Genomic DNA, 25,564 nt, shown 5'->3' with positions numbered 1-25,564 from the left:
GAACGATTCTATTAAACGGATCTGAGGTAAATCGATCGGAGAAAAATTAGCATTCGGATTCTGTTACAGCTCTCAAAAAACATAAGTTCGACAAAGTTCTCCGCTGCGTTGCTATTCCACCAAGTGATTGAAAATCCGGGGCGGGACGCAAACGCAGCAACAGACTCGTCGAACTCATGTCAAGTTGAAAAAGGGCTTGCCATTGGTCACTTGCAGCATCAATTCTGCTCAAGGTTCTGTTTTGCCCCAAATTGGAAGATCTCAATCAGCACGAACGGCGAGAGTTCGCTTTGGTAAAGTCTGACAACACTTCACGCCTGTCCCCGATCGTGCTTATGAATCCCTGAGCCGCACTCACTTCATGGTTGTGAGGGGATCACTGAGCGCGAATTGACTGAACGATCGATCCGAATAACACCCCAGTTCTGGCGTGAGTGGCGATCGTCCAGTTCCCAGCGCCGCAGGCAGTGAGATATCTTCAGATTGCAGCAACCGACCTTGAGCCGAAGTACTGACAGCCGCTAAACCCACACGCGGATCAAGATTGAGAGGTTGTTCAAGTTGCAACCGAATAATTTCATTGTTATCAATATTAGGTGGACGACCTACCGAGAAGGGATAGTTATTGTCGTTTGCAACCAAGATTGTGAATGGATCGATGACTAAAACATCTTCGATCGTTTCAAACGGAAATCTAAACGTTGTACTGCCATCACCATTAAGGTCAGCCGGATCTTCAATCTTTAGTAGATCAACAATTTCCTGTTTTGCAACAAAGCCATTGGCATCTTTTTGAGAGAAGTTAACCTTGAAAATCTTCTTGAATTGAGCCGCATCGCCCTGGTTAGGGTCACGCTCAATCACCAGATATTCGTTGTCATTCACAACGGTAAAATCGCCGATCGCATGGTTCGGATTCGACAAAGGATAGTAACCTACTAACCCGGTATATTGCTTTGATGCAACATCAAACTCATAGATTCTTAAGGCATTACTCGGATCGCCAACCACAGACCCTTCTAGCAACGGATACAGTTTGGATTGATCCGGGCTAATTGCCATTCCTTCAAATCCCCTCGATTGCCCTAAATTTGCAACAACTAAATTGCCGTAGTAAGGCTGATTCGCATCGGTAACGTAAGATTGGGATGCACTCGGATTTAAGTTTGGACGTGAATAGCCTGTTCCGGCAAAGTAATCATCGATCAAGACCGATCGACCTGTTCCCGGAAAATCAGTAAAGAAGCCATCTACGCCTAAATCAATGAACTGCTTAAACTCAGCTCTAGGATTGTTCTGATAGTCAGAAGCTAGGAAAAACGGATCATTTCGCAGCGTGTACAAGTGTACGAGCAAACCTGCACTGTGAGCATCTTGAATCAGCGTCGTCGGTGTACCTAGAACGCGATCAGCATCACTGATTTGTCTGTCTCCATTCAAATCATCGGGTCTACTATCATTGTTACGATCGACCGTGTTTGCTGGAATAATCAATCGCTTGTCTGGGCCGATGCCTGTCGCATAAGTCGCAATCTCTGCAAGTCCTTCCGGTTTGACCAAGTCTGCATAAGTGCGATCGTTACCATTTGCAACAAAATCGAAGGGGCTGCCTGATCCTCCAATCAGTTGAACGAGTGGCAGATCAACTCCCGCATTGGGCATGATGCTGCTGTTGAGATCTTTTAGATTACTTACTTCAAAGGATTGAAGATAAACTCGGGATGGGTCAGTAAAGCCATTTGCAACGAGTGTATCGATCAAGAGTTGGCTTGTGTTATAGCCTTGGTTTGCGAAAAAGGTTGGATGCTTTGTTTCTGGATAAATGCCAATCTTACGTCCAGTTTCTTTCTCGGTTTGCTTGACTAAATCAATGACTTCTTGCAGGGTTGGAACTTTTAGCCCATCATCGTTAAACCGAGTACTACGCAAGTCAGGCAAGCGCTCGATCGCATTGAGCGACTTGATTTCTTCTAAAGTGAAATCTTCCGCAAACCAACCTGTGACAGGTTTGCCATCGAGAATTTTCGTTGTTTTACGATCGACAAACTCTGGACGTTGATAGATATCAGTGCTTGTATCCGTTGTATTGAGTGAACCATCTGCATTGAGAACAGCGAGCATCGGTTCATGACGAGCAATCAGAACGCCATCTTTTGTAACGACTAAATCCGGTTCAATGAAATCGGCTCCACCTGCGATCGCAACTTTGTAGGATTCCAATGTATGTTCAGGACGTTCGCCCGAAGCACCTCGGTGTCCAATCACGATCGGTGCATTGCCCGTTAGCGTATCGAATTCTGGTCGCTTCAAAACATCAGGGTTTTGGGGCGATCGCACAAACGGAGCCGTGATTTGATCGCGCACTAAGTCGCCTGTGCCTGGAAAATCATCAAAGAAGCCATCCACACCCAATTCGATAAACTGGCGCAGTTCTAGTTCTGGATTGCCTTTATAGTCCGATGCAAGGTAGCGGCTTTCGTTCCGAAACGTGTAAGGATGCACAAGCAAGCCAGCATTGTGAGCATCATCGATCAACGATGTTGGCGGCAGCGTTACTTTATCTACGTCATTGATAGTTCCATCGTTATTCAGATCGTCGGGTTGCCCGTTGCCGTCGCGATCGACGGTTTGCACCGACACAATCATTCTTTTCCAGGGACCAATCCCACTTGCATAGGTAGCAATTTCCTTTAGACCTTCTGGAGTTCGTAAATCACCATAGGTACGAGAATCGCCACTGGCTACAAAATCGTAAGGTTGGATCTCGATCAATGTGCCATCGTTTCGCACATCACTTGCATCAAACAACTGAACCAGCGGAATGTCTACACTCGCGTCCGGCATCAAGTTGAACTTGAGATCTTTGAGATTTCCAACCTCAAAAGATTGAATGAAGATACGATCGGGATCAGTGAAATTGTTCTCGACCAGCGCATCAATGAGTTGTTCACTCGTGTTGTAGCCTTGGGTTTCAAAAAACGTTGGGTGCTTTGTTTCGGGATAGATACCAATTTTGCGCCCGGTGTCTTGTTCAACTTGCTTCACTAAATCGATGATTTCATCGAGCGTTGGAATCTCGAATACGCTGTTATAGATAGTTGAACGAAATGGCAATTGCTGGATCGCTCGAATTTGCTTGACTTCAGCTAACGTAAAGTCTTCCGCAAACCAGCCCGTTACAGGTGTGCCGTCGAGAATTTTCGTTGTTTTACGAGCGGCAAATTCTGGACGCTGATAAACATCGGTTGTCGTGTTGCTTAGATCAACCGCGCCGTCATCTTTGACCACCGCTAACATTGGCTCATGACGAGCAATCAGAACGCCGTCCTTTGTCGTTACCAGATCCGGTTCAATAAAGTCGGCTCCGCGCTGGATTGCTAGCTGATAAGCTGCGATCGTATGTTCGGGACGTTCTCCAGAAGCACCTCGATGTCCGATTACAATTGGAACTTCGCCGTTGAGCGTCTTGAGATTAAAGAAGTTCGGAGTCGGGATCGGCGCGTCTAAAACTTTCCCAGTTGCATCCGTGTTTAGCAAGAACGGGCCAAATTCGTCTCCGAACCACAGGGTTTTATCTGCCCCAATCGCAAAAGATTCGATGTCGAAATCTGCTCCAGTTAATTGGCGATCGCTTTGCGTTTGATTGACGATCGAGAATGGAATCTTTTGATCAGGATCATTCAGTTGTAAATAATTGAGAATTTGAACACTGCCGTCTCCGGCTTCGCCCTCCCGGAAATTGGGCTGAAGTTCATAAACTCGCAATTGAAAATCGGAACTATTTTCTTTACGTCCAAAGCCATTATCAGACATGAACCAAAAAGAGTTCGAGCTTGCAAACTGAACCGCACTAAATCCTTGCACAGGCTGCCCAGGAAATGAACCTGTTCGCCCATTCCCTGAGATGTCTTTACCTGAATCAGGACCTTCTGCAAATGTATCTGCGGGTAATGATGCGAATCCCTTTAATGTAACGATCGTCATAAATTTCTATGCCTAAGTAACACAGGTGAATAAAAACCATGTTCACCGCAGCATTACATATCAAGATTAAGAATGATTTATGTAAGAGAAAAGAGTTAGGTTAAAAAATGGATTGCCGCAATTGATAGAAAATGTGTCAATGCAAGACTCTATAATTTGCATGAAAATTAACACTTAACTGACACTTATTGATGTAACTAAGAATCAATCATTGAATCAGTATTAACTATGGTATTCGTTGTAATAAAAAATATGGCAGGAGCTAAAAGATGTTGCATACTCCTGCCCGAGGCAGTTCAGAAAGAGAGCAGGCTGTTTTCAATCTGCTCCCCTTCACGCTAAGCAATCAACATAAAGCTAGATTGTGTCAGACTGCTTGCTTGAACTCCCACCAACGTTGCTAACAACTCATTGCTAGTTCCCGCTTGAATGAGCGTATTGTTAGCATTCGCACCTGTCCCTTGGAGAAGGCTTAACCGTCCAAAGGTCAATCCTCCTGACAGAGCAATCTTATCGCCTTCGGAGATGCTGAAGTCTTGGATTGTGTCAGAACCATTACCTGTTGCTAACGCAAACACATCAGCTTCTGTACCACCTACCAAGATGTCATTGCCGAGGCCGCCATCGAGATAGTCGAAGCCAGCACCGCCGCGCAGAAGATCATCACCGCCAAGCCCGAAGCTGCGATCGTCACCTCCTTGAGCATTCATCACATCGTTCGAGTCGTCAAACCCGCACACCGTATTATCTAAATCATTGAAGAAGGTAACAGAATTGCGGTTCAGGATTTGAGCGAGATCTGCATCGGCTCTGAACACGTCAAAGCTATCTTCAACACTGCTCTGCCCATCAAAGATCAGGTTTCCAAGGTCAACAGATGCTCCTGTTGCCTGGGTCAGATTATTTAGGTTCTCCGAGTGAAAATTTCGTAGAATCACACCTGTGTTGGCAACACCCTCAAAGCTGATCACAAGATCATCACCTTGCTCAGTGAGCAACAAATTGCGAGCCGTCAAATCCGCACCCCTAAATTGGATCGTGTCTGCTTCAGCGATCGTGCTTTCTGAAGGATCAACACCGACACCACCAAAATTCGCAACAGCCAGATAACCCTCGCCTGTCGTTACTTCAGCCGTTTTTTGTCCACCCTCAGCTTTAAGCACCTCCGAAAACCTTACCCCAAACATCGTTTGGTACATGAGACGGTAAATTTCGGTGTTGTCTAAAGTACTGGGCAGTAGGTCGGCATTCATACCATAAGCTTTGGAAACGATGCTACCCGGAAAGTCGGGTGTCCCAACCCAGCCGACTCCAAAATTCCCCATCGGGCCATCCAAACTATCCATTGATGGAAAGGGTTTCCAAGGAGCGTCAGCGCTCGCTGTGCTGCCATTCACACCATCGAGGAAATTCCGAGTCGTGTTTGTCGTGGTGGGATTGACATTAATGAAAGGAACTTCAGTTTCGCTATCGAGCAATTCTGGCGTGGTAATCGCGCTTCCGGTCGGACGAGTGTAAGGTTTAAACTGGGAAACCTGCAACCCTCCAGCATCACTATCAGCAGCAGTAATAACTAACGTGTTGGGGTCTTGTGTATTCACGTAATTCATCGCAACCCCGATCGCCGCATCCGCCCGTCGGACTGCTTCAACCGTTCCAACGGCATTGTTGTTGTTCGCGAAGTTATCGCTTCCTTCCTCTTCAACTACTGCAAAGAAACCATCCGGGTCTCGCTGAATAATTTTGAGAGAGGCATCGAGCATTTCCGCAACTGTCGGCGCGGTTTCGACATAGAGCGGCTTCGGATTTGCTGTATTTAAGCCGAGTGCTTCTTCGGTACGATCGTCAAAGGTATGAATCGCAGAAAACACGCCTAAGAGCTTTTCTGGTGGGGTCGATCCATTCACCGCAGCATTCATCTGCTCCTCGGTGTAGACTACCGAGTAGCCTAAAGACTGTGCTAGCTCGATCAAGTTGGTACTTGGACGACGCTCTGAACGGCTTTCACTGGCATCTAATTCAGCCGTGACGTGAAAGCCCGTCGTTCCTTTGGGGAGCATGTAAAGCTCACCCCCACCCAATATCACATTTGTACCAGAGCGAATTACTTGTTCAATGATTTCAGAAAACTTGTCTCGCGATCGGATATCGTTGCCTAAACGATTTGTAGTTTCAGCAGCAAAGGCAGCAGAGCCTGGTTCGGCTAAATGTCCGGATTGAATCAAAGCAGTTGCTTTTCCAGCGTCGATCGCTTCTTCTAGGATTGTTTTGCCCGCTTTACCCGACAATGGAACAATCTCTGTATTATCCTCCTCCAAACCAAAGGATTCATCAAATACTTTCACGCCGTTCGCGTGAGTGACAGCTCCCGCGTTAGATGTGCCGGTAAGCTGGTTTTCCATGTGTCCTAGGTAAACGCCAGCATTGGACATCATGTCCCAGTTCAATCGTCCATCGGGACCTTTATCGATGTTACGTACCGCCATGTAGTGCGAGGGGCTAGTTCCATCTGGGTGAATGAAGATGACGTTTCCTGTCTCTTTCGTTGCAGCCGGAGCGGACGTAGGAGGCTCAACACGAGACGGCAATTCGGTATTAAACAGCGTCTCGTACATCAACTCGTACATGCCTGTGTTATCCACAGTGGCAGGTAGCTTTTCTGCATTCAGTCCGTGAGCTTTGCTGACGATCGAGCCGCTAAAGTCAGGCGTTCCGACCCAGCCTACAGCAAAGGGAAAAGCATCGCCACTTGCATCAGGAGCTGCAACGAAGGGCGTAGTGTTTGCTCCGGTTTGACCGTCAAGGGGAACAGGACGGGTTGAAGTGGTGGGATTGGCATTGACAGTTCCAACAGGTGCAGCGGGATCATCGCGATCGGTGGTTTGCAATCCGCCTGCATCACTATCTGCGGCGGTTAACAGCAGGGTATTGGAATACTTATTTACAAAGTTTAATGCAGTCCCGATCGCTGCATCTGCGCGGCGAACACCTTCGATTGTTCCAGCCGCGTTGTTGTTGTTGCCGAAGTTGTCGGAGCCTTCTTCTTCGACGATCGCAATGGAGCCATTGTTGAAGTTGGGGTGCTGTTCCATCAACTTCTGGGTGACATCCAACATTTCACCGACCGTTGGGGCAGTTTCAACGTAGAGCGGTTGCCCACGTTGAGCTAGAACTTCTTCAGGTCGATCGTTAAAGGTGTGGACTGGAGCAAAGACTCCTAACACTTTGGTTGGGGGTGTCGGGTACTTGGTGGAATCGAGCAATTCGTTAAGCTGTTCCTCGGTATACACCACGGTGTAACCTAGGCTCTTTGCTAGCTCAATTAAGTTTTCAGAAGGACGTTGCAGCGCGTTGGTACTTAGAGCATCATACTCAGCAGCCGTGCCGTGGAAGCCACTTTGCCCCACGGGGATCATGTTTAGTTCACCGCCACCTAAAATAAAGTCTGCACCAGATAGAATCACTTCTTTAGTAATGTCTGCTAATCGTTGACGAGGGGGAATTCGCTGACCATTGACAGTGATCTCGCCAACTTGAGCCACGAATGCAGCCGTACCGGGTTCATAAGCTGCTCCTGACTGAACTAAAGCGGTTACTTTATTTGCAGCGATCGCTTCTTGAACGATTGTTCTACCTGTGTTGCCAGATAATGACTCAACGGGAGAACCATCGGCATCAAGACCAAACGATTCTGCGTAGGTTTTTGCACCTGTTGCGTGGGTTACGGCACCTGCATTAGAAGTTCCTCCTAACTGGTCTCCCATGTGTCCTAAGTAGACACCTGCACGATCGAGATTGTCCCAGTTTAATCGTCTATCAGGACCTTTATCGATGAAGCGGGTGGCTGCGAAATGAGAAGGACTTGCACCATCTGGGTGAATGAAAATAACGTGATTACCAGTTGTCATAGTGTCTCAAGGGGAGATTGTATATTGAACTGCTGAGGAACGGGTCTGTACGAAAGCCTGAAAAATTTCCGCATAAAATGTTCCAACGGCTAGTAAGCGTTGGAACATGAAAAGAATGGGAAAAGCTCGATCGAGATATGAGTAAGCAGCGGCTTAATAGTGATGTGAGCCTTTCATTTCTTAATCTCAGATGTTTATCTAAGCTCTAAGAGAAATTACTAAAGCTTCAACACCCACAATTCCACACTAAACAATTCCACACTAAGGTTAAGGCTGGTCTAAGGTTTGCTTGTTAATTAGATAAGCTATGTCAGAGAAAATGATCATTGGTAGGACATGCACTAGAACTATACTTTGGCAACTCTCTTAAGTTAAGTAGCTATCATCCAGAAACACTTCGATAAAGATCTTATGCCTGCTGCAGTGACGATTATTCGTAGCATTGAGTGAGTGATACCTCAAACACATCTGCGAATGCGATCGCAATTTCTCGCTTCACTTCCTCGATCGTAATTCCTGGTACAAACTGCTCCAAACTTCCCACAGCCTTATCTGCAATGCCACACGGCACAATGCGATCGAATCCACTTAAGTCAGGATGAACATTCAAAGCAAAGCCGTGCATTGTGATCCAACGGCTGACTTTGATGCCGATCGCGGCTAACTTTCGATCTTTTACCCATACTCCGGTCAGTCCCGGAATTCGCGTTCCCATTAACCCATAGACTGCTAACACGCGAATAATCACTTCCTCTAACTGCCTGAGATACCAATGCAAATCTTTTTGATAGTAATTCAAGTTCAGAATCGGATAGCCTACAACCTGACCAGGACAGTGATAAGTCACTTCTCCGCCGCGTTCGATGCGATGTAGCTCATACTCAGATTGATTGGGATCGAACTTGAGAAACCCTAAATCTGAACCTTGACCCAATGTGTAAACTGGAGGGTGTTCCAACAATATTAAAACATCATTAAGGTCGGGGTTTTGTTTCCGGGCATCAGCTAGCGATCGCTGCCACTCCCAAGCCAGTTTGTAAGGCATTAAACCTTGAGTGTAGAGAAGACACGATCGCATCTACGTATTAATCCTCAAACATTTCACTCTGGATTACTTTTACAAAAAAATCAAGCGGAATCAAGATGAAATTACCGAACATTTCAAATCAAGAATTGTCAACAGATGCAAAACATTTTTAACCAGATGGTTTGCTCCAATACAAAGTGCTAGTGTGAAGTTAATCACCCACCACTTCACGGGAGGAAATAGCTTATATGAAGCTTGTGATCCAGGGAAAGAACATCGAGATTACAGATGCAATTCGAGAGTACGTTCATCAAAAAATTGAGAAAGCGGTGAGCCACTATCAAACCCTCACAACTGAGGTCGATGTTCATCTCTCTGTTAGCCGCAACCCCCGTCTGGTTAAGCAGATTGCTGAGGTTACGATTTACGCAAATGGAACTGTTGTCCGAGCAGAGGAAGGGAGCGAAAATTTATACGCGAGTATTGATTTAGTTGCAGATAAAATCGCACGTCGTTTAAGAAAATACAAGGAGAAACGATCGAACCATCGCCACGACAAATCTGTTGCAACCGTGGACGATCAGCCGATGATTGAAGATCTGAATCTCGATCGAGAGCCAGAACTTCCAGCGCAAGTTGTTCGCACCAAGTATTTTTCTATGGCGCCGATGACCGTGGATCAAGCGATCGAGCAGCTTGAACTGGTGGGACATGATTTCTATATGTTCCGCAATGTCGAAACGGGTGAGATCAACGTCGCCTACGAGCGCAATCACGGTGGATACGGTGTAATTCAGCCCCGAAATGGCAACGGACACACCCATCAAAACGGACACCAAGCCCAACAAAACGGCAGTGGTAAACACACAAGCGACAATGTTGAATCGCTTATAAGGTAACAAAAGGGGGGGCGTTCAATCGCGCCCCTTTTTGTTAGGACAGTTTTATTAAGACAATCTGAGGTTTTGATGTAGCGAATCAAAACAGTTTGATAATCCAACATTATCAGTTCTTAGGTTGAACAATCTTTGTCTTTCAACAAGAGCAGATATTTTATCAATCGCTTCAATTTAGGTGCTGAACAGTCTTGATTTTCACACTCTTCACGGTGAAGAATCGAGCCTATGTTTCTGCACTTTGAATTGAAGTAAAGATTGCTATTTCTATTCATGCGATCGCATTGGATACGATCGCGCATTCATTTACTTCTAGGAGGATGGTATGCAAAGTAATTCGATTGGCATCCGAAGCGTGGCGATCGTAGGCCCTTACCTCAGCGGCAAAACGACTTTACTAGAAAGCTTGCTTTGGGTCACAAATGCGGTTACTCGCAAAGGCACAGTGCAAGACAAAAACACAGTCGGAGATAGCAGCCAAGAAGCCCGCGATCGCCAAATGACGGTTGAATTGAACACGGCTTATACCACTTATGAAGGAGTGCGGTTTACGTTCCTCGATTGTCCCGGCTCGGTTGAATTTGCTCAAGAAGCACTAAATGCACTAATCGGTGTGGATGCGGTTGTTGTGGTGTCAGAACCTTTAGTCGATCGCGTTCTCACCTTGTCGCCATTGTTCAAATTCTTGGATGATTGGGAAATTCCGCACTTAGTTTTCTTCAACAAGATGGATCGCGCCGATGTGGACTTTATGGAAGTTCTACACGCGCTGAAAGCGGTTTCAAGTCGTCCATTGGTGCCGCATCAATACCCGATCGGACGCGGAGAAACGCTGACTGGCTTTATCGATTTAGTCACAGAACAGGCTTATCACTATCATCCGGGTGCGCCTGCTGAGCCGGTGGCTTTCCCCGCAGACCTCAAAGACCAAGAGCAACTAGCGCGGATGGAAATGCTCGAAACCTTGGCAAATTGGGATGATCATCTCTTAGAAGAACTCCTCGAAGAAATCGAGCCACCCCAAGACGAAATTTTGCAAGACTTGAAGATGGAACTGGGCGCAGATTTGATTGTGCCTGTGTTCTTTGGCTGTGCCGATCGAGACTTTGGAGTACGACCTTTACTCGATGCCTTGCTGCGTGAAACTCCGGAACCAGAAACGATCTCAGAGCATCGTGGCATCAAAGCTGGCAACACCGAAATTGCTCAAGTGCTGAAAACCTACAATACTCAACAAGGCGGTAAGCTTTCGCTGGTTCGGGTGTGGCAGGGAACAATCACGGATGGCATGACCTTAAACGGAGTTCGCATTGGTGGAATGTACCGCTTGATGGGTCAGCAACAACAAAGTGTCAATGCAGCTCAAGCAGGGGAGATTGTTGCGCTGGCTCGGATGGAAGGGATTAAAACTGGAGATACACTCACTACTGGACCAGCCCTCTCACTGCCGAAGCCAGAGCAAATCAAACCTGTCTATGCAATGGCAATCCAGGCAGAGAAGCGCAATGATGAAGTGAAGCTTACTGGAACATTAGCGAAACTGCTTGAAGAGGACTGTGGTATCTGTTGGGAGCAGCATGGCGATACGCATGAAATCATCTTGTGGGGACAAGGCGAAATTCATCTGCAAGTGGCGCTCGATCGCTTACGCCGCAAATACAATCTGCCCATGACCACGCATCTACCGCAAGTTCCCTACAAAGAAACCGTCCGTAAATCGATTAACTCACACGGGCGCTACAAACACCAGACCGGTGGACATGGACAGTTTGGAGATGTGTATCTCGATATTCAACCTGTCACGCGTGGCGAGGGCTTCCAGTTCGGTGAGAAGATTGTTGGCGGTGTGGTTCCCAGGCAATACATCCCTGGTGTTGAAATGGGAGTGCGAGAATATCTCTCACATGGCCCGCTTGGATTCCCGGTGGTTGATGTTGCCGTGACTTTAACTAATGGCTCCTACCACAACGTTGATAGTTCAGAGCAAGCGTTTAGACAAGCGGCTCGAATTGCAATGCAAGAAGGTATGGCGAAATGTGAGCCTGTGTTGTTAGAACCCATTGTTAAAGCGACAATTTCAGTTCCTTCAGACTTCACCTCGAAAGTGCTGCGATTGTCGAGCGGGCGGCGGGGTCAAGTGCTGGGCTACGATGCCAAAGATGGCTGGGTCGGCTGGGATGATGTGATTGTTCTACTGCCGCAAGCTGAGATGCACGATTTGATTGTGGAACTACGATCTCAAACCATGGGAGTCGGCTTCTTCCAATATGAATTCGATCATCTACAAGAAGTCCCCGATAAGTTAGCGGAGCGAGTTTTGGTGACAGCCGGACACAGCAACGGGAATCGATCGAAGTAAGCCTGGTTGATATTTTGCTTGGAAACACTACTGAGCGATCGCAAGGTGAGCCGATCCGCCTACCTCTGTAATTGAAAAGTTCAAACCCGTAGTTTTGTCATTCATACGCTACGGGTTCTTTTTGTGTCACATTAGCAGTATGTGATGTTTTGTGAAGCGCTAATGGAACTCAAAGTTTTACCGAAACAGGCAATTCTGGCAAAAACATTTCATTGGATTAATGTTGTCAGCCTGTTTGTCATGCTGACGAGCGGATTGCAAATCTACAATGCCAATCCGGTATTTGGCGGTAGAGCAGGAATTCCAATTCCGCCACTCTTTACGCTAGGCGGCTGGCTTGCAGGCGGGCGAGATTGGCACTTTGCTGGAATGGGATTGTTTTCGCTGAACCTGCTCTGGTATGGAATTTATGTCGTCGTAACGCGACGGTGGAAGCATCGATTTGTGGGCACAAACGACATCAAAGCCCTGCAAACCGGAAAAAACCCAAAGCGAAAATATTACGCATGGCATCGGGTTGCTTACACGGCGATCGTTCCCATCCTGCTGCTTGCGATTCTGAGCGGCATTGGAATGTATAAACCTGCTCAATTTCCCTGGATTGTCGAGATGTTTGGAGATTGGCAGGCGTTAAGAATTGTGCATTTTTCTAGCGTTCCGACCGTGATTGGATTTGCGATCGTCCATTCCGTTCTCGCGCTCAAAGTTGGTGGCTCTCGCTTGATTGATTCAATGTTTTGGTAGTCGTAATGCAGAATTTTTCGCGGCGTGAATTTCTCAAAATTGCTGGAGTTTCAAGCTCAGGATTGATTCTTGGCGGCTGTGGCGTTCCGATTTTTGCCGATATGGTGGGTGCAGCCACAGAACCGCTCAATCAGAAATTCGAGGAACTATTATTTCAGCCTGAAAAACCTGTTCCTGAATTTGCAGTCAGTCAAATCGAGCCAAATCAGCTTATTGTCAATACGTTTGGCTTTACCCCTGTCCTTGATCCAGCAACCTTCCGATTAATTATTGATGGCGAAGTGAATCAGCCGTTATCCCTGAGCCTGAACGACCTTTACAAATTACCGCTGACCTCGATGGTCATTCGTCATGTCTGTGTGGAAGGATGGGCAGCGATCGTGCAGTGGGGCGGAGTGCGGCTGCGAGACTTGATCCAACTGGCGCAACCGAAACCGGATGTTAAATATGTTTACTTTCAGTCCGCCGATCGCTATTCCGAAAGCTGGGACTTACGATCGTGCCTGCATCCTCAAACACTGATGGCGTACCAGAAAAACGGCGAACCCCTGCCGATTCAAAACGGGGCGCCTTTGCGGTTAGCTTCCCCGATTAAACTGGGATACAAGCAGAGTAAATGGGTAACGCGAATTACCTTAGTCAATCAACTCGGACGATCGCGGGGCTATTGGGAAGACCAAGGTTACGAATGGTTTGCCGGATTGTAACCCGAAATCTGAAGACAATCGGGAATCCCGCCCTCCATTGTTTGCTGTGAGCGATATGCTGAAACACAGATTTGAGGAAACTTCATGCCCTGGCAGCGTCCAGACGGTCGGCAACCCGATCAACTCCGTCCCACCACTTTCACCCGTCGATTTACTAAATTCTCCGCAGGTTCGGTTCTCGTTTGCTGCGGAGATACTCAAGTGCTTTGCACCGCCAGCGTCAAGCCCAAAGTGCCTCGATTCCTCGAAGGCAAAGGGCAAGGCTGGCTCACCGCAGAGTACCGGATGCTACCGGGAGCGACCCCCGATCGTCAAGAACGCGAACTGCTCAAACTCTCCGGACGCACCCAAGAAATTCAGCGCCTGATTGGACGCAGTTTGCGATCGGTGCTCGATATGACAGCACTCGGAGAACGCACGATTACGATCGATACGGACGTGCTGCAAGCCGACGCGGGAACCCGCACCGCTGCTATCACAGGCGCATTTGTAGCGCTGCATGATGCGATCGACTCGTTGATTCAGTGCGGCGACCTCGATCGCTCTCCGATTCAGCATCAAGTCGCCGCCGTTTCGATCGGCTTAATCGAAGGCGATGCGTTTCTCGATTTGAATTACCCTGAAGATGTCACTGCTGACATTGACTGCAATGTGGTGATGAATGATGCCCTAGAAATCATTGAAATTCAGGGCACAGCAGAGCAGGGCAGCTTCACCCGCCGACAATTAGATCAAATCATGGATCTTGCCGAAAAAGGCATCAAAGAATTGTTAGAATTGCAACGGCAAACGCTAGAGATTCATCCCAGTCATTAAAATCCACGCAAGAAACTGCTGCGATGTGCCAAATGTTTCAGCAGAGTTCAGGAAAAATACAAAGAATCGCCGCTAAAAAGACACGTATCATAAGTACAGTTAAAAACTGAGACCACTAGCCCCGCGATCGAGTCAACGCATCGGAGTATGTTTCAGCAAGAGCATCTGTCAGTTAACAGTAATCTTACCGTATTGAACCACGTCCAAAGGTGGTTCGAGGGATTTTGGTATCAGCACGACCCTCACTTTCCCCGCCGCGAAAATCAGCTTCACCGTCTTAACCTCGCTTTGGCAGAAGGATTCACGAATGCAGTGCGCCACGCTCATTCCGGACTTTCAAATGACACCTCGATTGACATTGAGGTCGCCCTACACGACGATCGTATGGAAATCCAGATCTGGGATTGGGGACAACCTTTTGATCCCAACAATATCCGAGAACCCCAGCCCGGAACTCTACAGGAAGGAGGATATGGCTGGTTCTTGCTGCGCCGCTTAGCCGATGAAGTGAGCTACGATCGCCAGGGACAGCGGAACTGCCTCAGAATTGTAAAGTACACTCCCGAAAGTCGAACGGCTCAGGTGTCGAATTCATGTTGACGGGGCTAGACTAGAAAAATAGAGATACTTTTTCAGTAGCATAAGCGTCTCTTGACCCGCTGTAGTTTCCCTGAACTATAGTTTCCCCGTATTATAGTTTTTCACACTGTCCCACAGGCAAAAGGCAACTCATGATGAAAGGCTCCCGCAACCTCGCGCAATCACTGCCCCTCACTAAAGCGAAATCCAAAGTGACAAAAGCTGCGCTTGTGGGCTGGCTGCTAATTCAGACTGTGCTGATGAGTGCTCCGGCAATGGCTCAAGCCCGCCAGAACTTGAACTATACGGGATTGCTAAAAAAAATTGATGCAGGTGAAGTCGAGCGAGTCGAAATTGATGAAGCTCAGAGCATTGCGCGAGTCCGCCTCCAGGGACAGAACAAGAACGAGCCACCGATCGAAGTGCAGCTGTTAGAGCGCAATCCAGAACTAATCGATCGCCTCCGCAAGAATAAGGTATCTTTCGATTCTCAGCCCACCGCCGATAATAGCGTCGTTGTAGGACTGATTGCGAATCTACTACTGTTTATGCTGCTGATTGCTGGATTGCTCTTGATTCTACGTCGATCGAGCAATTCTCCGGGTGGGCCTGGACAGGCGATGAACTTTGGTAAGTCTCGCGCTCGATTCCAAATGGAAGCCAAAACGGGGGTCATGTTCGATGATGTTGCAGGCATCGAAGAAGCGAAAGAAGAACTTCAAGAAGTCGTCGCTTTCTTGAAGAAGCCAGAGCGCTTTACGGCGGTAGGAGCGCGAATTCCGAAAGGTGCGCTGCTGGTTGGCTCACCCGGAACCGGAAAGACGTTGCTGGCTAAAGCGATCGCAGGTGAAGCAGGTGTTCCGTTCTTCTCGATTTCTGGTTCTGAGTTTGTCGAAATGTTCGTGGGCGTGGGTGCCTCCCGCGTCCGCGATCTGTTTAAGAAAGCGAAAGAGAACGCACCTTGTATTGTGTTCATTGATGAAATTGATGCAGTAGGACGACAACGGGGTGCCGGAATTGGTGGCGGCAACGATGAGCGCGAACAAACCCTAAACCAGTTGTTAACCGAGATGGACGGGTTTGAAGGCAACGCTGGAATCATCGTCATCGCCGCGACAAACCGCCCAGATGTTCTAGACTCTGCTTTACTGCGTCCAGGACGATTCGACCGCCAAATTACGGTTGACTTACCTGATCGTAAAGGACGACTAAAAATCCTCGAAGTCCACGCCCGCAACAAGAAACTTTCAGATGAAGTGGATTTAGAAAAAATTGCACGTCAAACTCCCGGCTTTTCGGGGGCTGAGTTAGCTAACTTGCTGAATGAAGCTGCGATTCTTACTGCACGTCGTCGTAAAGATGCGGTGACGATGCTGGAGATTGATGATGCGATTGATCGCGTGTCGATCGGGCTTGCGAAAAATCCGCTGCTGGATTCGACTCGGAAGCGAATGACTGCCTATCACGAAATCGGACACGCTTTACTCACGACCATTTTAGATAAGGCTGATCCGCTAAACAAAGTGACCATCATTCCGCGTGCGGGTGGAATTGAAGGATTTTCCCAGACGGTTCCCAATGAAGAAACGATCGATAGCGGCTTATACACTCGCGCTTGGATGCTTGATCGAATTAAAGTGATTTTAGGGGGTCGGGCAGTCGAAGCGGAAGTGTTTGGTGAAGATGCGATTGATGCTGGGGCAGCAAGCGACATCGGCAAAGTCACTCAGATCGCTCGGCAAATGGTGACGATGTTTGGCATGTCGGATTTAGGTCCGGTAGCACTGGAAAGTTCAGGCGGCGAAGTATTTTTGGGGCGGAACATGATGCCACAATCCGAATATTCTGAAGAGCTTGCCAGCAAGATTGATCAGAAGGTGCGCGAGATTGCGAAGTTTTGCTATGCAGAAGCGCGGCGACTGTTGCGGGAGAATCGTCCTCTGGTCGATCAATTAGTTGATGTGCTGCTGGAGCAGGAAACGATCGAAGGCGACCAATTCCGCAAGATTGTTCAAGAATATCGCGATAGCTTATCGCAGACTGCCAGCGTTACAAGTTGAAATTGAGATTAGAAAAAGCCCTTTCAAAATGCAGAAAGGGCTTTTTTAGGTCGTTTCTAATAACGTTCAATTAACGTGAATTCGATAATTTTTTGCGCTCCGTTGGTCACTCGTTCCGGAATAGAATTCGGGGCTAACAGAACGAAGTCCGCTAAAGGGGACTGAAGAAATCACTCTGCCATCTGTAGTCTCTGTAGAGAGACTTCGCATCATTAGCCCCGAATTTCATTCCGGGGCGAGTCAGCAACGAAGTGAGGAGACTCGTCGAACTTACGTTTAATTAACGTACGCCTTCCTTGGAGACTCACGTAAAAAAAAAGCAGTTGATCAAAACGATCAACTGCCTCAAAAATCTAAGCGTTGGCAGACTACATCATTCCCATGCCGCCCATGCCGCCCATGCCACCCATACCGCCCATACCGCCCATGCCGCCCATATCAGGCGCAGCAGCAGACTTTGGTTCAGGCTTCTCAACCACAAGTGCTTCAGTTGTCAGCACCATCCCCGCGATCGAGCCTGCATCTTGAAGTGCCGATCGCACCACTTTTGCCGGATCAACAATCCCCGCAGCTAAAAGATCTTCGTACTGGTTGGTCAGCGCGTTATAGCCCTGGTTAAAGCTCATTTCTCGCACTTTCTCAACCACGACAGATCCTTCAACTCCTGCGTTATCGGCAATTTGGCGCAATGGAGCATCGAGCGATCGAACAATGATATCGACACCAATTTGCTCTTCCGGATTAAGACTCGCTTTCAACTCTTGCAGCTTGCTCGCTAGGTGGATCAGCGACACGCCACCCCCCGGAACAACCCCTTCAGCGACCGCCGCTTTAGTTGCGTTCAGCGCATCTTCGATCCGGAGTTTGCGATTTTTTAGTTCGGTTTCGGTTGCGGCTCCAACTTTAATGACAGCAATCCCACCTGATAACTTAGCAATCCGTTCTGCGATCTTTTCCTTGTCGTACTCAGAATCACTGCGCTCAACTTCTTGACGCAACTGAGCGACACGCTTCTGCACATTCTCACCACTGGAATTATCAGAAACGATCGTGGTCGCATCCTTGGTCACGATGATTCTTCTGGCTGTTCCTAGCATTTCTGCTGAAACTGCATCTAAGCTGAGACCAATCTCTTCTGAAATCACTTGTCCATCGGTGAGAACCGCAATATCTTGCAGCATTTGTTTGCGGCGATCGCCAAAGCCCGGTGCTTTGATCGCCACCACATTTAACACACCGCGCAGACGGTTCACCACCAGCGTCGCCAGTGCTTCTCCTTCCACATCTTCCGCAATGATCAATAGGGGTTGACCCGCTCTTGCGACTCGCTCTAACACCGGAACCAATTCTTGAATCGAATTGATTTTTTTGTCGCACAGCAAGATTGCCACGTTTTCGTATTCGACAATCAAACGTTCCGCATCGGTGACAAAGTAGGGCGAAAGATAGCCGCGATCGATTTCCATCCCCTCAACCACTTCGAGTTCAGTTGCCAAGGATTTCGATTCTTCAACCGTAATCACACCATCGCGACCGACTTGATCCATTGCAAACTGAATCATCTGTCCGACTTCTTCGTCGTTTCCAGCCGAAACTGTTGCCACTTGAGCAATTTCGGTGCCTTCAACGGGTTTCGCTGCTGCTTGAATCTCAGTGACCATTTTAGCGATCGCTTTGTCCATGCCGCGCCGTAAGCTAATCGGGTTTGTGCCGGCGGCAACGTTCTTTAAGCCTTCGCGAATCATGGCTTGAGCGAGAACCGTTGCGGTTGTGGTTCCATCTCCGGCTAAATCTTTGGTTTTAGAAGCAACTTCGCGGATCAAAGAGGCTCCCGTGTTTTCGAGTGGGTCTTCGAGTTCGATTTCTTTTGCGATCGTCACCCCGTCATTCACAATCTGAGGTGCGCCGAATTTCTTTTCCAATAAGACGTTCCGACCCCGTGGCCCTAGCGTGACGCGCACTGCATCCGCGAGCGCGTTTACGCCGCGCTCTAGCGCCTGCCGGGACTCTTCATCAAAGACAACAATCTTTGCCATAAATTTTAGCCAGTTCTCCACCTAGAAATTTAGCACTCACTGGGACAGAGTGCTAAAGACTCGGAAGATCGGAAAACCGTATGCTCTAGAAATTATTGGGATTTTAGGTACTGCTTCAAGCTCAATAACGTTGCCGTTTGTCCAAGGCTGATCGGCAAAAGCGAAATTCCTTCGAGGCGGGATTGTACCCAACCGTTGCCCCATGCCCATTCATGAAAGCCATCAATTCCTTGACTTAGAAGAAATCGAATCCGGTTCGGTTCTGCAAGTTCGACTTCGTGCTGAATGGTAACAAGTCCAATTCGTCCGGTTAACTTTGTGCCAGGGGTAAGCGTATCCGAAATCCCGATCGAGAAGCGCTCAAACCACAGCCAGTTCTGTAATTCTTTCACTTGAGTCAAACTCCTTGCCAGCGTTTCTTCCGAGGCTTCGAGTTCAATGCGGAGGCTGCTTTGCTGAAATGTGCCAAACATAGTCAAATCGACCCGTACCGTACTGTTTCAGTATGGCAGATCGGCAGAAGGGAGCGCAGGGCTTTAAAATTGATAAGTCGTTATTTGTGACTGTCGAGATGAGTAGCGTTCTTGTGATTAGTGACGCAGAGTTTGAAACTGAAGTAATGAACGCCGCTCAGCCTGTGCTGGTGTATTTTTGGGCAGAGTGGTGCGGCCCCTGTCGATTGATGGCTCCGGTGATGAATGCGATCGCGGCGGAGTATGGCGATCGTTTAAAAGTGATCAAGATGGAAGTTGATCCCAATCCTGAAAGCGTGGCGAAATGCAAGATTGAGGGCGTTCCGGCGTTTCGGGTTGTGCAAAAAGGTGAGATTACACAATCGGCAGAAGGTGCGATGAACAAGGAGAAAATCAAAGACCTTTTAAATCAAAGTTTGATTACCGCGTAAGAGGGAAAAATGCAGTTTGCCAAACGCTTAGAGCCGCTTCAAGCTAATGTTTTCGCAGATATGGATCGTGCTAAGTCGAAGGCGTTATCTGCAGGACAGGACATTATTGATCTATCGCTGGGGTCGTCTGATTTGCCAACCGAACCGCACGTCATTCAGGCGATCGAACAGTCCTTGCATGATCCTTCGACGCATGGTTATTTGTTGTTTCACGGCACGAGAGCGTTTCGACAAGCTGCGGCGCGTTGGTATACCGATAAGTTTGGGATTGCGGTTGATCCAGAGACTGAAGTGTTAGCTCTGGTTGGATCGCAGGAAGGAACAGCTCATTTACCCTTAGCTGTGTTAAATCCGGGTGATTTTGCCTTGTTGCTTGATCCCGGATATCCGTCTCATGCGGGCGGGGTTTATTTAGCGAGTGGGCAAATCTACCCGATGCCGCTTCGGGCTGAGAAGGGGTTCCTTCCAGTCTTTGAAGAGATTCCGTCTGCGGTGTTGGCTCAGTCTCGGATGATGGTTTTGAGCTATCCGCACAATCCAACGACTGCGATCGCGCCTCTGTCTTTTTTCCAAGAAGCAGTGCAATTCTGCCAAACTCACGATTTAGTGCTAGTTCACGATTTTCCTTACGCCGATTTTTATCTCGGTTCTGCTCCGATGCCCTCAGTGCTGCAAGCTGATCCAGAAAAATCAGTGTCAATTGAGTTTTTCACTTTTTCAAAGTCCTATAAAATGGGCGGTTTTCGCGTGGGTTATGCGATCGGGAACGCAGACTTAATTCGAGCATTGAGACAAGTTAAAGCAGCGATCGACTTTAATCAATATCGAGGCATTTTGGATGGGGCGATCGCAGCCCTAACCGGAGATCAATCCGGAGTGCAAAAAGCGGTTGAAATTTATCGACAGCGGCGGGATGTGTTTGTCGATCGCTTGCATCAGATCGGTTGGAAGGTGCCGATGCCTGAAGCGGCAATGTATGTTTGGGCAAGGCTGCCGGAACCTTGGGTGAAGGATTCGATCAACTTTGCGGTCAAACTTGTAGAAGCTACAGGCGTTGCAGTCTCTCCGGGTGCAGGATTCGGTAAATCCGGCGAAGGATATGTAAGATTTGCGCTGGTGCATGAACCGGAGCGATTAGTCGAAGCGGTCGATCGTATCGCTAAGTTTTTGTAGAAGTGAATCGGCTTCTAAGAATTGCGGGAACGAGTGTTAGATTTCAAATCACTTGTCGCATACTGTGAACGAACTCGTAGACAGTGAGCCGTTAAAGTGACCTCTTTTGGAATCTATACCCTTGCAAATGATGCAGTCTTTGATCAGCTTGTTGCCCTGCTAAACAGCATTAAAGCAAACGTTGATCCGGATATTCCTGTCTGCGTGATTCCCTTTGACGATCGCCTCGATCGCGTCAAGGCGGAAATTCAGGCGCGTCCGAATGTGACCCTATTCCAGAATCAGTCATCAATCGATCGTTGGGAAAACTTCGCTCGTGAGTTTGTTAAGGCTCACCCAGAAGCACAACGCACTCAGCAGGCTCATCCTCGTTGGTACAAAGGCAAACTGCATCGTAAATTTGCAGCATTCGACGGGCAGTTTGAGCAGTTCGTCTTTTTTGATGGAGACAGTCTAGCAATGAAGCCTTTGACCCAAATTTGGGAGCGGCTAAAACTGTATGACTTTGTGTTTGATGACTGGGAACATGCTAAGTCAAGCCAGAATGCAGCCCTGAACATTCCGCTAATCGAAGCAACGGGTGCGTTTACAGAATCTGAAATTCGTCCTAAACTCCATTGTTCTAGTTTCTTCGGGTCAAAACGTGGAATTTTTGATGATCAAGAGCTGGCAATCCTACAAAAGCAGATCGCGATGCAAGCTGGGGCAGCATGGGTGAATAATCAGGGTTGGTGGGACGATGCCTTTTTATTTAATTACATGACCCTTCGATGCGATCGCCCCCTGTTTAACTTCACCCTCAGTCCGAATGGTCAAGAGCGGACTGGAAACTGTGCGAATCGAGATCCATTTGTTTTAATCGATCATGTTCTTTACAATGAACAAGGGCTGAAACCAATCCATCGGATTCATTACATGGGCTATTCTTCTACTGACTTTGCAAGATTTTGTCACGGAGAAGATGTAGAGATTCGATACAAAGAGGTTTTCTTGCACTACCGATTTCTCGATCGACCAGAGCAGAAACCATCGGTTCTAAAACCTCCTAGTGTTCTCACTAAAACAGGTCGATTGTTTCAAAGAGCAGCACAGAAACTTTTGAGGTAGTTTTTTTAAGATTAGTCTCTGACACTAGCAAATCGCAGAGATAACTCTCAAGGCTGCAACATTACAGGCGCTTTCTGATCCCCACTCAACACAATCACTTTTGAATTCTGAGATGTCGCCAGTTGTTGCATAGCTTCAATTTGCTTAAATCGCAGGGCTTGATCGGTCAATCCTTGCGATAGAATTCTCTGTGCATCTGCGTTTCCTTGAGCTTCGATGCGTTTGCGATCGGCTTCTTGCCGCTCTCTGTCGAGAACAAACTTCATGCGTTGGCTTTCTTGCTCAGCTTTGAGTTTGTCCTGTACTGATCGTTCTAGCGCTTCAGGAAGCTTGACATTCCGGAGGGGCGCTTCTTCGATGATGATGCCGCGATCGCGCAAGCTCTTGTTCAGATTGTCGCGAAGCTGCTGTGCAAGTTTTTCTCGATCGCTGGTGTAAAGGGTTTTCAGTTCATAAGTTGCAGTTGCACCTCGAATCAGCGATCGGATCTGAGGGGTAAGAATGACCTCTTCGTAATTCGTGCCCACGGTTTGATAAAGCTGTTTTGCCTTCTCAGGCTCAATGCGATAAAGCACGCTGACATCGACATTCACCATCAAGCCTTCTTTGGTTGGAGTTTCCAGGGTTTCTTTGACTTCGCGAATCCGTGTTGAAAACTTGGTTAACCGAGCCAGTGGATTTTTGAGGTGAATGCCTGGAGTGAGGGGTTGAGCTGACACTTGACCGTAAAGATCAACAATGCCAATTTCTCCAGTTTTAATCACCGTCACACAGCGTAGAAGGGCAACCAGTCCACCAAATCCAAGCAAACCAGACACAATTAGCATCGGAATCATTGTTTTGCGATTCAGCGCAAATGCTTGCATATCAATTGTCTTTTATGAGTTGGATAGAGTTAGCTTGCCCAAAAGTGATCAGATGCTTTCTATGAAGCCTCTACAAGCACGATCGTCTTTACTCCGAAAACCCTAGCTCATTTCTGGTGCGAGCGGACGACGCTGTGAGAATTTCTCTTTTGCGGTTGCTTTAGTAAAGAGCTTTCCAGCTTCTTTCAGATCGACATTACCGCCGCTAATAATCACACCAATTTTGGCATCTGGAAAAGAAACAATTCCTTCGAGCAATGCTGCTGTTGCTAGAACGCCTGTGGGTTCAACCACAATCTTGAGCCGCTCCCAAACGAAAAGCATCGTGCGTAAGATTGCGGCTTCGGACACTGTAACCATCTCATCAACGTACTCCAGAATTAACGGAAAGGTGAGTTCTCCGAGCGAAGCTGTTCTGGCACCATCTGCGATCGTGTTCGGATTCTCAACGGTTTGCAGGGTGCCGCTGTAGAACGATCGCGTGGCATCATCTGCACGTTTGGGTTCAACTCCAATGGTCTGACAGTTCGGAGAAAGAGTATCGGCAGCGATCGCACAGCCTGAAATCAATCCACCTCCGCCACAGCAGACTAGCATGACATCTAAGTTGCCGACTTCTTCGATCAATTCTTTTGCAGTGGTTCCCTGCCCTGCGATCACTGGCGCAAAATCAAAGGGTGGAATTAAGGTTAAGCCACGATCGTCTGCGATCGATTGTGCAACTTCTTCTCGCTTTTGTAGAGTGCGATTGTAAAAAATAACTTCAGCTTCGTAGCTTTGTGTTGCTGCTTTCTTTACCTCTGGCGCGTCGTTTGGCATGACGATCGTCACAGGAACATTCAGAATTTGACCTGCCAAGGCTAACGCTTGCCCATGATTGCCCGATGAAAACGCAATCACGCCGCGCCTGCGTTGTTCATCGCTCAGTTGAGCCATTGCATTGTAAGCACCTCGGAACTTAAACGACCCCGATCGCTGAAAGTTCTCACACTTGAAAAGCACCTGAGCGCGAGTGCGCTGATTCACTGTGTTTGAAGTGATCACGGGTGTTCGGTGGGCAACACCTGCGAGACGATCGGCAGCCGCTAAGATATCCGAGTAAGTGACAGACATTACTTGTTGTAGAAAAAGGCGATTTCTTTCTCTTTCAGCGGTGCGAATCCTGCGGCTTCTAGCGTTTGATTCAGTTCAGCTTGAGGAATGTGCTTTGCTCCGATGCGAACAATCCGCGATCGCATCGTGTTTGACACTCCACTGCGTTGCCGTCCCGCTTCTAGCGCCATGACTTTGTTGTATAAGTCCAACTTCTCAGACGGAATCGGAGAGCCATCAAAATCAATCCCTTTGGCGATCGCAACATCGATCGCGTCTGCACCTGTTGTATTTTGATCTTTTGTACTTTGATTTTCGGTACTCATGCTTGTCACGTTCCCATAACCCGTTTTAGGCATCTTATCAGGCGGTGATGCGATTTCTACTCTGGTAGCTGATTCGGATCGAGCCCTTGCGATCGCAAATAGTTTTCTAATCGCTCCCGTGCTTGGCGTTCTTGTTCAGCGCGTTGGCGTTCTTGTTCTGCTCGTTGGCGCTCGGCTTCTTCGGGTAAGGGAACCAACTCGCCTTCTGCGGTAAACCAGCGCAATTGGCGATCGTGAATGCCCAGTTCTAGCCCTAGTTGCTCACTCGGCAATCTGCCGCTCTCGTTGGGCGCGATCGCGCCGTAAGTTCCGCCGATTAAGCGAAATCCGGCAAACTCCATTGTTTCTGGGTGAAACCAGTAATACTCTGGAACGCGCCAAACATCTTGATAAAGGTCTTTTTTCTTGCCGCGATCGACCGTAGCAGTCGCGCTCGACAATAATTCGATTACCACGTTTGGATATTTGCCGCCTTCCTCCCAAATCGCCCAACTGCGACGATCGCGTTTTTCGGCTCCTAACACAACAAACACATCAGGGCCGCGAAAGTCTCGCTTCTTTAATTGCTGTTCGTTGTAGTAAACAGTCAGATTGCCTGAAATGTAAAAATCTGAGCGATCGCGCCACCAGAATTCGAGTAACCGAATCAGCAGATCAATTTGACGGCGGTGAAAATCAGTTTCCAAGGGCGGCTCATCACTGTAGAGGTTAGTCGGAGGAAAAGTAATATCCTCCGGTAAATCTGGTGCTTGAGCTTCGTCCACAAACGGTGGAGTGTCTTGACGAGATTGGGCAGGAGTCGCATCGAGTTGAACCATATCGGCAGGCTCCAGTAACGCTGTTTTTAGTTTAACGGGTGGCGATCGCAGCGCAAATCGAAAACTTTTCCAAGAATGCACGAGGGGCGATACCGGGATCTACTAGAATGACTATTTGTGGAAAACGGCTCAAAATAATCATTGTGCAAATCTCCACACCTA

At 47.9% G+C, this 25,564-nt stretch carries 19 protein-coding genes; 10 read left to right on the top strand and 9 right to left on the bottom strand.

Going from position 1 to position 25,564, the window contains the following annotated elements:
• Nucleotides 1–354: 354 nt before the first annotated feature.
• The 3 genes from NC980_RS05100 to lipB form a co-directional block, all read right to left on the bottom strand.
• The gene (locus NC980_RS05100; protein ID WP_347272638.1) at nt 355–3,978 is read right to left on the bottom strand and encodes a glycerophosphodiester phosphodiesterase family protein; all 3,624 of its coding nucleotides are present in this window, start codon (nt 3,976–3,978) and stop codon (nt 355–357) included.
• Between the two features lie 344 nt (nt 3,979–4,322).
• Complete coding sequence (locus NC980_RS05095; RefSeq protein WP_190377704.1) at nt 4,323–7,892, bottom strand: alkaline phosphatase; 3,570 nt, start codon at nt 7,890–7,892, stop codon at nt 4,323–4,325.
• A 430-nt stretch (nt 7,893–8,322) separates the two neighbouring features.
• Nucleotides 8,323–8,970 (bottom strand): lipoyl(octanoyl) transferase LipB, encoded by a 648-nt coding sequence (gene lipB, locus NC980_RS05090; protein WP_190377703.1) that lies wholly within the window; start codon nt 8,968–8,970, stop codon nt 8,323–8,325.
• Nucleotides 8,971–9,167: 197 nt separating this feature from the next.
• Between lipB and raiA the strand changes: the two genes are divergently transcribed.
• From raiA to ftsH, 7 genes are all read left to right on the top strand, one after another.
• A complete protein-coding gene (raiA, locus tag NC980_RS05085) occupies nt 9,168–9,818 on the top strand; it encodes a ribosome-associated translation inhibitor RaiA (RefSeq protein WP_190377702.1) in 651 nt (216 codons plus the stop codon).
• A 322-nt stretch (nt 9,819–10,140) separates the two neighbouring features.
• A complete protein-coding gene (locus NC980_RS05080) occupies nt 10,141–12,174 on the top strand; it encodes an elongation factor G (protein ID WP_190377701.1) in 2,034 nt (677 codons plus the stop codon).
• A gap of 162 nt (nt 12,175–12,336) precedes the next feature.
• Entirely contained in the window at nt 12,337–12,918 is a 582-nt protein-coding gene (locus tag NC980_RS05075; RefSeq protein ID WP_190377700.1) for a cytochrome b/b6 domain-containing protein, read from the top strand.
• Between the two features lie 5 nt (nt 12,919–12,923).
• Complete coding sequence (locus NC980_RS05070) at nt 12,924–13,625, top strand: molybdopterin-dependent oxidoreductase (RefSeq protein ID WP_190377699.1); 702 nt, start codon at nt 12,924–12,926, stop codon at nt 13,623–13,625.
• Between the two features lie 84 nt (nt 13,626–13,709).
• Nucleotides 13,710–14,441: a ribonuclease PH gene (gene rph, locus NC980_RS05065; protein ID WP_190377698.1), complete on the top strand. Its 732-nt coding sequence runs from the start codon at nt 13,710–13,712 to the stop codon at nt 14,439–14,441.
• 147 nt (nt 14,442–14,588) lie between these two features.
• Nucleotides 14,589–15,041 carry an ATP-binding protein gene (locus NC980_RS05060; RefSeq protein WP_190377697.1) on the top strand — a complete coding sequence of 151 codons (453 nt, stop codon included), beginning with the start codon at nt 14,589–14,591 and terminating at the stop codon, nt 15,039–15,041.
• A gap of 131 nt (nt 15,042–15,172) precedes the next feature.
• Nucleotides 15,173–17,080 (top strand): ATP-dependent zinc metalloprotease FtsH, encoded by a 1,908-nt coding sequence (ftsH, locus tag NC980_RS05055; protein WP_190377696.1) that lies wholly within the window; start codon nt 15,173–15,175, stop codon nt 17,078–17,080.
• A 368-nt stretch (nt 17,081–17,448) separates the two neighbouring features.
• On the opposite strand, the gene groL is transcribed toward ftsH, so the two are convergent.
• Together groL and NC980_RS05045 are read right to left on the bottom strand one after the other, a co-directional pair.
• Entirely contained in the window at nt 17,449–19,116 is a 1,668-nt protein-coding gene (gene groL, locus NC980_RS05050) for a chaperonin GroEL (protein WP_190377695.1), read from the bottom strand.
• 92 nt (nt 19,117–19,208) lie between these two features.
• Nucleotides 19,209–19,589, bottom strand: coding sequence for a hypothetical protein (locus NC980_RS05045; protein ID WP_190377694.1), 381 nt, complete (start codon nt 19,587–19,589; stop codon nt 19,209–19,211).
• Between the two features lie 98 nt (nt 19,590–19,687).
• Here NC980_RS05045 and NC980_RS05040 point away from each other — a divergent pair, with 98 nt between their 5' ends.
• The 3 genes from NC980_RS05040 to NC980_RS05030 all read left to right on the top strand — a co-directional run bounded on the left by NC980_RS05040 (nt 19,688) and on the right by NC980_RS05030 (nt 22,300).
• On the top strand, nt 19,688–20,020 hold the full coding sequence (locus NC980_RS05040; protein WP_190377693.1) for a thioredoxin family protein: 333 nt from the start codon (nt 19,688–19,690) through the stop codon (nt 20,018–20,020).
• Nucleotides 20,021–20,029: 9 nt separating this feature from the next.
• Entirely contained in the window at nt 20,030–21,193 is a 1,164-nt protein-coding gene (locus tag NC980_RS05035) for an LL-diaminopimelate aminotransferase (protein WP_190377692.1), read from the top strand.
• A 96-nt stretch (nt 21,194–21,289) separates the two neighbouring features.
• Nucleotides 21,290–22,300 carry an Npun_R2821/Npun_R2822 family protein gene (locus NC980_RS05030; protein WP_190377691.1) on the top strand — a complete coding sequence of 337 codons (1,011 nt, stop codon included), beginning with the start codon at nt 21,290–21,292 and terminating at the stop codon, nt 22,298–22,300.
• Nucleotides 22,301–22,347: 47 nt separating this feature from the next.
• On the opposite strand, the gene NC980_RS05025 is transcribed toward NC980_RS05030, so the two are convergent.
• The 4 genes from NC980_RS05025 to NC980_RS05010 form a co-directional block, all read right to left on the bottom strand.
• Complete coding sequence (locus NC980_RS05025) at nt 22,348–23,166, bottom strand: prohibitin family protein (RefSeq protein WP_190377690.1); 819 nt, start codon at nt 23,164–23,166, stop codon at nt 22,348–22,350.
• Nucleotides 23,167–23,268: 102 nt separating this feature from the next.
• Nucleotides 23,269–24,279 (bottom strand): threo-3-hydroxy-L-aspartate ammonia-lyase, encoded by a 1,011-nt coding sequence (locus tag NC980_RS05020; protein WP_190377689.1) that lies wholly within the window; start codon nt 24,277–24,279, stop codon nt 23,269–23,271.
• Nucleotides 24,279–24,584 carry a DUF4090 family protein gene (locus tag NC980_RS05015; RefSeq protein WP_190377688.1) on the bottom strand — a complete coding sequence of 102 codons (306 nt, stop codon included), beginning with the start codon at nt 24,582–24,584 and terminating at the stop codon, nt 24,279–24,281. The genes NC980_RS05020 and NC980_RS05015 overlap by 1 nt, the downstream gene beginning before the upstream one ends.
• Before the next feature lie 56 nt (nt 24,585–24,640).
• A complete protein-coding gene (locus tag NC980_RS05010) occupies nt 24,641–25,483 on the bottom strand; it encodes a Uma2 family endonuclease (protein WP_347272622.1) in 843 nt (280 codons plus the stop codon).
• Nucleotides 25,484–25,564 lie beyond the last annotated feature (81 nt).

Origin of the sequence: Leptolyngbya sp. AS-A5 (genome assembly GCF_039962495.1) — a bacterium.
In the GTDB taxonomy this organism is placed as follows: Bacteria; Cyanobacteriota; Cyanobacteriia; order Leptolyngbyales; family Leptolyngbyaceae; genus Leptolyngbya.
Note: the sequence above shows the minus strand (reverse complement) of the source record. Positions and strands in the feature narration are given on the sequence as shown.